Here is a 12,178-nt window from a genome sequence, read left to right as displayed (position 1 = left end):
AGTTTTAAAAATTTATTTCTTTTCTTCCGCTTTTACTGCTGGTTTTTCTTCTTTTTTACCTTCAGATTTGTATTTATCATTTACTAATTTGATAACATCCTTAGTAACGTCATAACTGTCTTTTGCATACAAAACTGTTGCAGCTTCGCCAGTTCCAAGAAGATAATCGTATCCTTTTTCTTTACCGAAATCTTTAAACATTTTTTTGTATTTTTTTACTAACGAATCCATTTCTGTTCCGCTTTCACCTTGCAATTGTTGCATCATACCTTGTTGCGCATATTGCAATTGTTGCTCTCTTTGTTGTAATTCTGCACCTTTTTGTTGTGCCCAAGCTTGACCATTTGCCATTGCATTTTTCTTGAAACTAGCTGCTTCTGCTTCAAATTTTGCTGCTTCGGCTTTTAATTCTGCACCCATTTCTTCAGCTTTCGCTTTGTATTTAGCTTCAATGTCTTTTGCTTCTGTACTTTCTTCCATCAATTTAGAAGTGTCGATGTAAGCTGTTTTTAATGCTGTTGAAGTTCCTGATTGATTACAAGAAATTAATGCTGCTGAAAGTGCAAGTGCTGCGATTATTTTTTTCATTCTGTTTTAGGTTTCTATTTATTATTTTGCCAAAAGTATAAAATTTTAATTTGAAATGATAAAAAGTTATAAAATTGACCATTTTTTAATGGTATAAGCGTTTGTTATTGAGTTAAAATTCGATATAAGTTATCTCTATTAAAACCGACTTCAATAAATGCGATTTAAGAAACGTTCTCATTTTGGACAACTTCTACTGCGTTTTGGCTGATTTTGATTGAAAATTCGCTTTTATTTTAATTTTTAGCGTTTTTTATGACGTAAATATGCGAAGAATATTCAGAATTTCGTGCTGCTTTTAAATTTGACTTCAATCCGATGAAAAATGCTTTGATGAAATTCATTTTACCAGTTTTATATTTTTCAGATAAAAGTGACACATAAAAACTATCAAATTTCATTGGAAGCTCTTTTGTCAATTCTAATTTTTCTTTAGCAAATAATTTTTGAATTGCTGTTTTAGAAAAATGCCACAAGTGAATTGGAACATCAAATGCTGCCCAGAATTGTCCGTAATGTTTTGCATCAAATGATTTAAAATTGGGAACCGCTATAATGATTGTTCCATTTGGTTTGATCAATCTTTTCAATTCTGTAATTTGTTCTTCTAGATTTGGAACGTGTTCAAGAACATGCCACATTGTGATAATGTCAAACGAATAATTTTCTAGTTCGGATAAATTTTCTACAAAAGAAACGCCTTTAGATTTTGCGATATTTTTTGCTTTATCACTAGGTTCGATTCCTATAGTTTGCCATCCGTCATTTTTACAAACCGATAAAAAATCACCAACTCCTGCTCCAATATCTAGAATTCTACCTTTGGGCGATTGCGAATTAATTAATTTTAATTTGTTTTTTAAAGCGATTGATTTTACAAACTGATACATTTTTTCGAACAACGATTTGTTTCCGTCGGTGTGCGAAATGTAATCTACGCTTTCGTAGTAACTTGGTAATTTATCTAAAGAAGGTTGCGGATATGTAATTAGCATATCTAAATCTTCATCATAAAGCAACTCAAAAGTTTCTTGAGAAACCGAATAATCTTTTACTTTTAAAAAAGGTTTCGTGTTTTTAATATCCATTTTATTTTATTTCTTCTGAAACAATTATTTTAAAATTGAACAGAAATCTCTTTATTTATAGGTGTTGGCAAAGTAAGTTTCACGTGGAACAAAACTAATATTAGATATTAGATTTTAAATATTGGATATCTAACGTCCAAGGTGAATTAATAAAACCGAAACGTCGCTTGGTGAAACTCCGCTTATTCTTGATGCTTGTGAAATGGTTACTGGTCTAATTTTAGAAAGCTTTTGCTTTGCTTCTATCGACATTGATTTTATTTGTTCGTAATCAAAATCTACTGGAATTTTAAAGTTTTCTAAACGAGTTAGTTTTTCAGCGTTGTTTCTTTCTTTGTCAATGTAACCAGAATATTTTACCTGAATTTCTGCTTGCTCTAGAATTTCTCTATCAAGATTATTTGTTTCTGCATACTCTTTTACTTTATCAAACTTCATGAAATCGTCTAATTCTAATTGCGGACGAGAAAAAATCTTAAACATTTTATCGGATTGAACAATTGCTGAACTTCCCTTTTCTTCTAAAACAGGATTTGCCTCTGCCATTGTTAAACTTGTTTCTTTAAAGAAATTCACCATTTTTTCGCTGGCTTCAAATTTTTCTTCCATTCTACGAAGACGTTTTTCTGAAGCTAAACCAATATCAAAACCTTTTGGTGTTAATCTAAAATCGGCATTATCTTGACGCAATAAGGTTCTGTATTCTGCACGAGAAGTAAACATTCTGTATGGTTCTTCTGTTCCTTTTGTGATTAAATCATCAATTAAAACACCAATATACGCTTCGTCTCTTTTTAGAATTAATGGTTCTTTTTCGTGAACTTTTAAATGCGCATTTATTCCGGCCATTAATCCTTGAGAAGCTGCTTCTTCATAACCTGTTGTTCCGTTTATTTGTCCGGCGAAATATAAACCTTCAACTAATTTAGTTTCTAGTGTATGTTTTAATTGCGTTGGAGGAAAATAATCGTATTCTATTGCATAACCTGGACGAAAGAATTTCACTTTTTCAAATCCTGCAACCGAACTCAATGCTTTAAATTGAATGTCTTCTGGAAGCGATGTTGAAAATCCGTTTACATATACTTCGCATGTATCCCAACCTTCTGGTTCAATAAACAATTGATGTCTTTCCTTGTCTGCAAAACGATTAATTTTATCTTCAATTGATGGACAATATCTTGGTCCGAGTGACTTAATTCTTCCGTTGAACATTGGAGAACGATCAAATCCTTCTCTTAAAATATCGTGAACATGCAACGACGTATAAGTCATATGACACAATTTTTGATGAGATAAAGGTTTTGTTTCGTCTGAATAAGAAAATTTATCTGGACGAATATCGCCTGGTTCTTCAATCATTTTAGAATAATCTAACGAACGTCCATCAACTCGTGGTGGCGTTCCTGTTTTCATTCTTCCCGATTCGAAACCTGCTTTTACTAGATCTTCTGTAATTCCGTATGCAGCGCTTTCGCCTGCTCTTCCTCCGCCAAATTGTTTGTCGCCAATATGAATTAATCCGTTAAGGAAAGTTCCATTAGTTAATACAACCGATTTCGCTTTAATTTCAATTCCAAGTGAAGTTCTAATTCCTTCTACTTTTCCGTTATTGATTATTAAACCTGAAACCATTTCTTGGTAGAAATCTAGGTTTGGTGTTCGTTCTAACATCAATCGCCATTCTTCTGCGAAACGCATTCTGTCTGACTGAACTCTTGGCGACCACATTGCTGGACCTTTTGACTTGTTGAGCATTTTGAATTGAATGGCGGTTTTATCGGAAACAATTCCCGAATAACCGCCAAGCGCATCAATCTCACGGACAATTTGTCCTTTGGCTATTCCGCCCATTGCTGGATTGCATGACATTTGTGCTATGTTCTGCAAGCTCATTGTTACCAATAAAGTTTTAGAACCTAGATTTGCCGCAGAAGCTGCTGCTTCGCAACCTGCGTGTCCTGCTCCAACTACTATTACATCGTATGTGTTAAACATTTTAATTTTAGATTTTAGATATTAGATATCCAATATTTGATTTTAATATCTTTTGTTCCACGTGGAACGTTTGCAAAAATTCAACCAAGATTATCTACTAGCCCTGATTATCTCACCTTGTTAATGATTTTCATTGGTGTTCGATGAATTTCATTTGTAGTGGAAAGCTCCCGATTTTTTATCGGGACTTGCAACGGAAAGCAGGAATTGCCATTACCGAAAATTACCAAGCCATTCGCTCCAAAAAAAACTTAATGTTCCACGTGAAACATCTTGATTTTTTCGTCTTCCTTTTGGCGCATTAATTGTTCGTCTTCTTCAGATTTATCTTTGAATCCGCAGTAATGCAGAATGCCATGCGCAAGAACACGTTTTAATTCTTCGTCGAATGTTACGTTGAAATCTTGAGCGTTTTCACGAACTCGTTCTATAGAAATGAAAATATCACCGTGTAATTCGTTTCCTACAGTGTAATCAAACGAAATAATGTCGGTTAATGTGTCGTGATCTAGATATTGTTCGTTTAAATTAAGAAGATATTCATCGTCACAAAAGATGTAATTGATGTCACCTTCTTTTTTATTTTCTGATAAAATTACTTGCGAAAGCCAATTGGATAATTGGTCTTCGTTGGGCAATTCAAAATCGGTTTCGTAATTAAAACTAATCATTTTTCTTGAAATATTCTTGAACCTTTTGGTTGAAATTTTGGTGCAAAGGTAGCGTTTGTCTGTTTAAAATTTCTACACTATTCAAATATTCTTGAAGACGCGTTGGCAAAGCGTTAGTTGAATTGATGAAATCCTTCTTATTGGTTTCGGCTTGACGCTTCTTTTCTTGACCTTGTTGTTGAATCGCTTTGTCTAGTTTTAGCATTTCGTACTTTAGATTTAGCATCTTTTGCAGCACGTCGTTATTGAAACCTTTGTTGAGTAATTGCTTCTCAATTTGTTTCATTTGATCTAGTGCATTTTGCCCTTGTCCGCCCATGCCTTGTTTATTCAATTCGTTTTGTAAAGCTTCACGAAGTTGTTGTTGCTCTTTGTAAATTTCCATAATCTTCTCTGCATCGCCTTCACCATCTTCGCCATTCTCGCCTTTTTCATTTCCTTTAGAACTTCCGTTTCCTCCAGAACCTTGTCCGCTTTTACCGTCTTTTCCTTTTCCGTCCTTGCCTTGTTTTTGTCCTTCTTTTCCGCCTTCTTTTTCTCCACCTTGTCCACTACTTCCTTCACCCGGTTTTTCTCCAGGTTTCATTCCCTTCTTCATTTTGTCGCCAAGACCTTCTTGCTTTTTAATAATATCTGGAAGTTGCATTCCCGAACCTTGCCCAGGCGATGGTTTTCCTTTTCCTGCGCCTGGCATCGACATTGCCATAGCCATTTGCATGTTGTTAAGTGTGACTTCTAACATGTCGGCCAATTTGTTAGCAGAACTTGTAGCGAATTGTTGGTGTGAAGTTCCTTTAGAAACATTGGCGTCTGCTAAAGTTTCAAGAGCTTTGTCTACGTTGTATTGTACATTTCCAACTTCACGCGTTACGTCTTCAGCGATTTTTGGATTACGTAATGACATAGCAAAAAGACTATCATCAACATGCTTGAATTGTTGCTTTAGATTTTGCTGAATTTTTAGATTTTTATTGAACGAAGGCGAACCGCGTTTTAAACCTTTAAACTGTTTCATCACGTCTTCTTGAGAAAATGAATACGCCAAAAGATTATCAAGAATTTGACGCAACATCGCAATATCTTCTTCCATTTGCTCTTGCTCACCGGCTTCCATGCTTTCTTGCATTTCCTGACTCATTTGCTTCATTTTTTTGGAAGCGCTTTTCTGTTTTGGTTTTGCTCCAGCTTTAGATTGTTTCTTTAATTCATCTGAAGCTTTCTTCAAATCTTCGTCAATACTTTTTTCTTTTGGAGCGGTTTCTGGTAAATCAACAGGTGATTTTAATTCTTCATTGTCTTTCTTTAAATCGTTCAATTCTTTTTGGATCTCATCAAATTCCTTATTGATTTCTTCTTGCTTTTCTGTATTATTTTCTTTTTCGTTTTCAGATAATTTATCTTGCTTTTCTGAAAGTTTCTCTAGTTTATTAGCAATTTGTTCGGCCTTTTTTTCTACATAATATTTCTTAGTAAGTTCAACAAGTTGTTCCAAACTTTTGGTTTGATTTTTACCTTGCTGTTTTAACTTATCCATTTTTTCGAACAATTCTTCTTTCTGAATTTTATCATTCAGTTCTTTCAACTCGTCTAAAAGCTTTTTATTTTTTTCGAATTCTTTATCTACTTTTTCTAGACGTTCTTTTAAAAGTTCTTTGACTTCATCTTTTTTATCGGTCTTGAACTTCTCTAAATTGTCTTTCATTTTCTCTGCAAATTCTTTCATCATTTCGTCTTGCTTTTTTTGACGATTAATAAAATCATTTACTTTTTGTTGTTCCTTAAATTCTAGGTTGTCTTTTTCCTTACCCATTTTTTGCAATTTCTCCATTTCGTTGAATTGCTTTTCTTGAGTTTTTAAAGATTTTTCTAATGAATTAATGTTGTCGTTTTGTTGCATCATCATTTGATCTTCCTTTTCTACATCGGTTGATTCACGATGAGAAAACACAGATGATTTGGTGCTTTTGTAATTGTGTAACGCATCGTTATCAAAAACTTCAAAATAATAATCATACGAAACTCCAACTTGAATTGGCAAATTACTTGGGAAAGCAAATACGAATTGGTCGTAAATATCTCTTTTTACGTTAATTGTTCCACGTTTAGCATTATTAGGATTGTCTTTAGGATAATACACAATTTGAAGCTTAGAAAGTCCGTAATCGTCTGAAACTTGACCTAAAACATAGTTTTTAGAAATCTTTAAACTGTCTGGAGCATTTCCTACAGAGATTGTTGGATATTGATCTTTGATAACAGAGATCTGATAGTTTAGTTTTTCGTAATTCTGAACTTTATTATTTGAAGTAAGAATTTGATAATCTGTGTTTTGACTGATATTTTTAGTTAATAAAAACTGATTGTCTTGTTTTGAGAAGGAATATTTTGCTGCATCGTTCACCCAATCCACCTTTTGAGTTGCAAGCGTATTCATTTTCCAAGTGATTCTTGTTCCTTCTGGAATAACTGCGTTTCCTGTTCCTTTTACTATTTCTGATTTTTTATTCAAATATCCTGGGAAATTCAAAATCATTTCGAAATTAGCAATTGATGGAACTGTAATTACGGCCAATTCAAAATCATTCGAAGAAACTTCGTTAGCTTCAATATGAAATTCAATATTTTCCTTTGGCTTCGGAATTACAAATTGAAATTCACCAGCTTTATTACTTTCCATAAAATAACTTTCGTCACCAATAAAAATCATTGCATTTTCTGGAACGATTTTTCCAACAGTTTTCACTTTTAAAAGAAAATCTTTGTTTTGTTCGGTTTGTAAATTCGAATTTAAAACTTGGAATTCAAATGGCGCTGGTGGCAAAAATTGATCTTTGTAATTCACTACACGATTAAAACTTTGAGAAATAATATCGCTTTGCCCTGATATCATAAAAAACAAAAAGAACAAAATAGGAATAATCGCTAGAGGCAAATATCTTTTATTGTTTCCAAAATTTATCGCGTTTCCAAAAGGTATTGGTTGCAATGTATTTGCTTTTTGATCTATCGAAGCAAGAAGTAATTCTGATTTATTTTGATCATTAGAAAGCTGAAGAAAATTAGTAAGCTTGTCGCCTACTTCACTAAAATGACTTCCAATAATTTTTGAAGCATCGTCAAAATTGATTCCTTTTTGGAGTTTGAACAATTTAAAAATCGGAAACAAAATAAATCGTAGCAACAAGAAAAGTTCCACGGCGATGAATGTCCAAAATAAAACGGTTCTTGCTGTTGGTTTTAACCAAAGGAAATATTCTACAAAAAGTGTAAAAAGAAAATACAGCAATCCCAATCCTACAAAGAAAATGGTTCCACGTAGTAATTCGTTGGTGTAAAACTTCTTAATAAACTGTTCAAGTTTACTGTAAATTATGTTTTGATTCTCCAAAATTGTTAATCATTTGTTTATAACCGATAAAAATACAAATTTATACTTACGATAAAAGTTAAATCTTTACTAAAGACAAAAGCAATGGCAATAACAATTTCAATAGCAAATTGTATCTTTGCACATTGAATCAACTTTATACAAAAAAAATGTCTAAACAAGTTCGTGTGCGTTTTGCACCAAGTCCAACTGGACCTTTACATATTGGCGGCGTTCGTACTGCCTTATTTAATTATTTATTTGCTAAAAAACATGGAGGCGTTTTCTATTTGAGAATTGAAGATACCGATCAAAATAGATTTGTTCCTGGTGCCGAAGAATACATCATGGAAGCACTGAATTGGTTAGGAATTGCTCCGAGTGAAACGGTTGGAAAGAACGAAAAATTTGGACCTTACCGTCAATCTGAAAGGAAAGATTTGTACAAACAATATGCTGATCAATTGATTACTTATGGAAATGCTTATTATGCATTTGATACACCAGAAGCTTTGGATAGCTTGAGAAAAGAATATGAAGCAGAAGGAAAAACATTCATTTACAATTGGAGTAATCGTGAAAAATTGGATACTTCGTTAGTAATTTCAAAGGAAGAAACCGATAAAAGAATTGCTGCAGGCGAGCATTTTGTTATCCGATTTAAAACTCCGATTGATGAAACGTTGCATTTAAAAGATATCATTCGTGGCGATATAAAATTTGAAACCAATTTATTAGACGATAAAGTTTTATTTAAATCAGACGGAATGCCAACCTATCATTTGGCGAATATTGTTGATGACCATTTAATGGAAACTTCGCATGTGATTCGTGGTGAAGAATGGTTGCCATCAATGCCATTACACGTTTTGCTATACAGAAGTTTTGGTTGGGATGCACCAGAATTTGCTCATTTACCATTGATTTTGAAGCCAATTGGAAATGGAAAGTTATCGAAACGTGATGGTGATAAAATGGGATTTCCTGTTTTTCCTTTAGAATGGAAAACCGAAGAAGGAATTTCATCAGGCTACAGAGAAAACGGATTTTTTCCAGAAGCTGTTGTAAACTTTTTAGCTTTACTGGGCTGGAATGACGGAACAGATCAAGAATTATTTTCGTTAGAAGAATTGGCAGAAAAATTTGATTTGAATAGAGTTCACAAAGCTGGAGCAAAATTTGATCCAGAGAAAAATAAATGGTTCAATCATCAGTATTTACAAAAACAAAGTGATGAAGATTTGGCGAAAGCCTTTGCTCCTATTGTTTATGAAAAAGGAATTGATGTAGATTATACAACTTTAGTAAGAATAGTTTCTTCGATAAAAGAACGCGCTAATTTCGTATCCGATTTCTGGGAATTAGCCGATTATTTCTTTGTTGCTCCAACTTCTTATGATGAAAAAGCTGCGAAGAATTGGAAAGAAGAAACGCCAAATTTAATGCAACAATTGATTTCTGTTTTAGAAAATGTGGGTGAATTTACTTCATTAAACATAGAAACAATTGTAAAAGATTGGATGATGAAAAACGAAATTGGAATGGGTAAAGTGATGCAACCTTTCCGATTGAGTTTGGTTGGTGCTTTAAAAGGTCCGCATCTTTTTGATATTGTAGAATTGATTGGAAAAGAAGAAACCATCAAGCGATTGGAAAAAGCGATTGCTAGTTTATAGAAAAAGAAAAGTCCCGATTGATTCGGGACTTTTTATTTTATAGATTAAACAACACTTGAGCGCTTACCGTTCCGTGGTTTCCTTTAAAATCGCCTCCGTTTAACGTTTTTAAACTATTTTCTTTGTTTAAATTGTTTAAGATGTTGTTCACTCCATATTGATAAAAAACAACTGCTCTTACTAATCTATTTCCAGCTGAAACTCCAAAATACAAGTTTCCGTTTATTTTTGTTATGTCTTCAATTTGCTTTGCTTGTAAGAGTGTTCCGTTGATGATGTTGGTTTCGTCTGCTTCTTGCACACTCATTTTTCCGTTTACTTGTAAAACTGGTCCGAAGTCTAAAGAAACGTGATCTTTCACGATATTATAACTGAGTAATAATCGAACTTGCGCTCCAGAAACACTGAACTCGGTATCTTTTTTAGCCAAAGAAACAGAAGTTGTTTCAAGTGAAAAAGTATTGTAGAAAAATTGCATTCCGAAAATCATACTAAAATCATTGTAGTAATTTCCTCTTACAGAAAATCCGCCTGCAAAACCTATTCCTGGCTTAGAATCGAAATTGGATGTAAATAAAGTAGATTGTGAAATTCCGCCAGAAATACCAATTCTATTTCCATCTCTATTACCATGTTGGGCAAAAATTGAACTTGTAAAAACAAAAAAAACTACTGCTAAAAAATATTTCATCATTATTAAAAATTAATTTGTAACAAACATAAGTTATTCTCGTATAATTACTGTATTAACAAACTAAATATTATATAATGGATGTTTTTTTAATTGTTTTAGCTGTCTTTGCACTGATTATTTTGTTTTCTTCATTCTTCACTGTGAAGCAACAAACAGCTGTTGTAATTGAGCGATTTGGTAAATTTACAAGTATTAGAAACTCTGGTTTACAACTTAAAATTCCTATCATTGATCGAGTTGCAGGAAGAGTAAATCTACGTATTCAACAACTTGATGTATTAATTGAAACGAAAACTAAAGATAACGTGTTTATCAAAATGAAAGTTTCGGTTCAGTTTAAAGTGATTCAGGATAAAGTATATGAAGCGTTTTATAAATTAGAATATCCGCATGATCAAATTACGGCTTATGTATTTGACGTAGTTCGTGCTGAAGTTCCTAAATTAATTTTGGATGACGTTTTTGTTAGAAAAGATGATATTGCAATTGCGGTAAAACGTGAATTGAACGAAGCAATGACGACTTATGGTTATGATATTATCAATACTTTGGTTACTGATATCGATCCAGACATTCAAGTGAAAAATGCGATGAATAGAATCAACGCTGCCGATAGAGAAAAAACGGCTGCAGAATTTGAATCTGAAGCACAAAGAATTAGAATTGTTGCTAAAGCAAAAGCTGAAGCAGAAAGTAAAAAACTTCAAGGTCAAGGTATTGCAGATCAACGTAGAGAAATTGCACGTGGATTGGTAGAAAGTGTTGAAGTATTGAATTCGGTTGGAATTAACTCTCAAGAAGCTTCGGCGTTAATTGTAGTTACACAACATTATGATACGTTGCAAGCGATTGGTGCAGATACTAATTCGAATTTGATTTTATTACCAAATTCACCACAAGCTGGAAGCGATATGTTGAATAATATGGTGGCGAGTTTTTCTGCAAGTAACCAAATTGGTGAAACAATGAAAAATCAGCCAAAACGTGTGAAGGCAAAAAATGATCACACATCAGCAGATTTTAATCCATCAGATACAAGTAATCCAACAGACGAAGTATAAATTTAATTTTATAACAAAAAAAAGAGGCCTAATCGCCTCTTTTTCTGTTTATATACCAATTGAAAACATACGGAATAACTAGCTTTAAAATCGTTCCATACGTTCCAGAAAATACTTTTTGATACAAGTTTCCAATCAATGAAATCGACTTTGATGGAAGAATGCTGTCCTTGGTTTTATCAATACTTAAAAGCATTTTTTGGTAATAGATTTCCTTTTCTAATTTTAGAATTTCTAAATCTTGCTCAATTTCTGCGTAAGATGAATATTTTTTTGTTTCCATAAATTAGTCGTTAAAAAATATTTCTGAGAATTTTTCTAAAATTGGTCCTTCTACTATTTTATCTTTTACTAAAAATAAAAGTAAGGCTAGAACTAAATAAATTCCGGCCACGGCAAGAAATCCTAATGGATAACTATCGAATAGATTACCCAATGCAAATGCTCCAGCAATCGATACAAAAAGCAACACAATAGAAAGACAAATGGTAATAAGTAAAAACTTAAGCATCAAAGTAGTAGACTTCATTGCCACTTTAAAACCCCAAAGTTTATAGTAAGCAATGCTGCTATCTAGATAAGCTTTAGCATTTTCTTGAACTGCATCTGTGTGTTCTTTTAAATCTTCAAATGCCATTATTTTTGAAGTTTAGCGTTTTGTTTTTTTAATTCGGCCAATTTTTCTTCAAGAAACGAAATCGCTTCTTCGGCTTTATAACTCGAATTAGAAAGTAAGTCTTCTACCGTTTCTTTAAAATCTGCTTTCGATTTAGAAAACTTGTCTTTCGCCTCTTCTTCTATCGAACTCCATTTATCTTTGGCTTGATCTTTTAAATCATCAAAACCGTCTTTGAGTTTTTCTCTAGTTTTTTCACCTTTATCTGGAGCAAATAAAATTCCTACTCCAACTCCAATTGCTGCACCAACTAAAAGTGCTAATGCGCCATTTCCATTTTTGCTTGACATAACTTTTGATTTAATTATTTTAAAATTACAAAAAATATTTCTTTTTTAGTGTTAATAAGCAGTTAAAGG

The 12,178-nt window shown here is 32.9% G+C and carries 11 protein-coding genes; 2 read left to right on the top strand and 9 right to left on the bottom strand.

The window, feature by feature from the left end; translation table 11 throughout:
- Positions 1-12: 12 nt before the first annotated feature.
- The 5 genes from DIU01_RS14840 to DIU01_RS14820 form a co-directional block, all read right to left on the bottom strand.
- The gene (locus DIU01_RS14840; protein WP_290835805.1) at positions 13-588 is read right to left on the bottom strand and encodes an OmpH family outer membrane protein; all 576 of its coding nucleotides are present in this window, start codon (positions 586-588) and stop codon (positions 13-15) included.
- Positions 589-824: 236 nt separating this feature from the next.
- Positions 825-1,676: a class I SAM-dependent methyltransferase gene (locus tag DIU01_RS14835; RefSeq protein WP_290835803.1), complete on the bottom strand. Its 852-nt coding sequence runs from the start codon at positions 1,674-1,676 to the stop codon at positions 825-827.
- A 129-nt stretch (positions 1,677-1,805) separates the two neighbouring features.
- Positions 1,806-3,674 carry a tRNA uridine-5-carboxymethylaminomethyl(34) synthesis enzyme MnmG gene (gene mnmG, locus DIU01_RS14830; RefSeq protein ID WP_290835801.1) on the bottom strand — a complete coding sequence of 623 codons (1,869 nt, stop codon included), beginning with the start codon at positions 3,672-3,674 and terminating at the stop codon, positions 1,806-1,808.
- A gap of 251 nt (positions 3,675-3,925) precedes the next feature.
- Positions 3,926-4,345: an rRNA maturation RNase YbeY gene (gene ybeY / locus DIU01_RS14825; RefSeq protein ID WP_290835799.1), complete on the bottom strand. Its 420-nt coding sequence runs from the start codon at positions 4,343-4,345 to the stop codon at positions 3,926-3,928.
- Positions 4,338-7,733, bottom strand: coding sequence for a DUF4175 family protein (locus DIU01_RS14820; RefSeq protein ID WP_290835797.1), 3,396 nt, complete (start codon positions 7,731-7,733; stop codon positions 4,338-4,340). The genes ybeY and DIU01_RS14820 overlap by 8 nt, the downstream gene beginning before the upstream one ends.
- 149 nt (positions 7,734-7,882) lie before the next feature.
- Here DIU01_RS14820 and gltX point away from each other — a divergent pair, with 149 nt between their 5' ends.
- A complete protein-coding gene (gltX, locus tag DIU01_RS14815) occupies positions 7,883-9,388 on the top strand; it encodes a glutamate--tRNA ligase (RefSeq protein ID WP_290835795.1) in 1,506 nt (501 codons plus the stop codon).
- Positions 9,389-9,425: 37 nt separating this feature from the next.
- Here gltX and DIU01_RS14810 read toward each other — a convergent pair whose 3' ends face one another.
- Entirely contained in the window at positions 9,426-10,082 is a 657-nt protein-coding gene (locus DIU01_RS14810) for a PorT family protein (protein WP_290835794.1), read from the bottom strand.
- Between the two features lie 74 nt (positions 10,083-10,156).
- Between DIU01_RS14810 and DIU01_RS14805 the strand changes: the two genes are divergently transcribed.
- On the top strand, positions 10,157-11,143 hold the full coding sequence (locus DIU01_RS14805) for an SPFH domain-containing protein (RefSeq protein ID WP_290835792.1): 987 nt from the start codon (positions 10,157-10,159) through the stop codon (positions 11,141-11,143).
- Between the two features lie 28 nt (positions 11,144-11,171).
- Here the strand turns inward: DIU01_RS14805 and DIU01_RS14800 are convergent, their stop codons facing one another.
- From DIU01_RS14800 to DIU01_RS14790, 3 genes are read right to left on the bottom strand one after another with little or no spacing between them, the layout of a single operon-like run.
- Positions 11,172-11,426: a DUF6327 family protein gene (locus tag DIU01_RS14800; RefSeq protein WP_290835790.1), complete on the bottom strand. Its 255-nt coding sequence runs from the start codon at positions 11,424-11,426 to the stop codon at positions 11,172-11,174.
- A gap of 3 nt (positions 11,427-11,429) precedes the next feature.
- Positions 11,430-11,780: a hypothetical protein gene (locus tag DIU01_RS14795; RefSeq protein WP_035124481.1), complete on the bottom strand. Its 351-nt coding sequence runs from the start codon at positions 11,778-11,780 to the stop codon at positions 11,430-11,432.
- Positions 11,780-12,109 (bottom strand): YtxH domain-containing protein, encoded by a 330-nt coding sequence (locus DIU01_RS14790; protein WP_290835787.1) that lies wholly within the window; start codon positions 12,107-12,109, stop codon positions 11,780-11,782. Before DIU01_RS14790 ends, DIU01_RS14795 begins: the two co-directional genes overlap by 1 nt.
- Between the last annotated feature and the right edge of the window lie 69 nt (positions 12,110-12,178).

Origin of the sequence: Flavobacterium sp. (assembly GCF_003525665.1) — a bacterium.
Classification (GTDB): Bacteria; Bacteroidota; Bacteroidia; order Flavobacteriales; family Flavobacteriaceae; genus Flavobacterium.
This window is presented reverse-complemented; position numbering and strand designations above follow the sequence as displayed.

Bases quoted from the DNA above. Each gene is read 5' to 3' on its own strand.
- DIU01_RS14805 (WP_290835792.1), top strand. From the start codon at position 10,157: ATGGATGTTTTTTTAATTGTTTTAGCTGTCTTTGCACTGATTATTTTG.
- gltX (WP_290835795.1), top strand. From the start codon at position 7,883: ATGTCTAAACAAGTTCGTGTGCGTTTTGCACCAAGTCCAACTGGACCT.
- DIU01_RS14790 (WP_290835787.1), bottom strand. From the start codon at position 12,109: ATGTCAAGCAAAAATGGAAATGGCGCATTAGCACTTTTAGTTGGTGCA.
- DIU01_RS14840 (WP_290835805.1), bottom strand. From the start codon at position 588: ATGAAAAAAATAATCGCAGCACTTGCACTTTCAGCAGCATTAATTTCT.
- ybeY (WP_290835799.1), bottom strand. From the start codon at position 4,345: ATGATTAGTTTTAATTACGAAACCGATTTTGAATTGCCCAACGAAGAC.
- DIU01_RS14835 (WP_290835803.1), bottom strand. From the start codon at position 1,676: ATGGATATTAAAAACACGAAACCTTTTTTAAAAGTAAAAGATTATTCG.
- mnmG (WP_290835801.1), bottom strand. From the start codon at position 3,674: ATGTTTAACACATACGATGTAATAGTAGTTGGAGCAGGACACGCAGGT.
- DIU01_RS14795 (WP_035124481.1), bottom strand. From the start codon at position 11,780: ATGGCATTTGAAGATTTAAAAGAACACACAGATGCAGTTCAAGAAAAT.
- DIU01_RS14800 (WP_290835790.1), bottom strand. From the start codon at position 11,426: ATGGAAACAAAAAAATATTCATCTTACGCAGAAATTGAGCAAGATTTA.
- DIU01_RS14810 (WP_290835794.1), bottom strand. From the start codon at position 10,082: ATGATGAAATATTTTTTAGCAGTAGTTTTTTTTGTTTTTACAAGTTCA.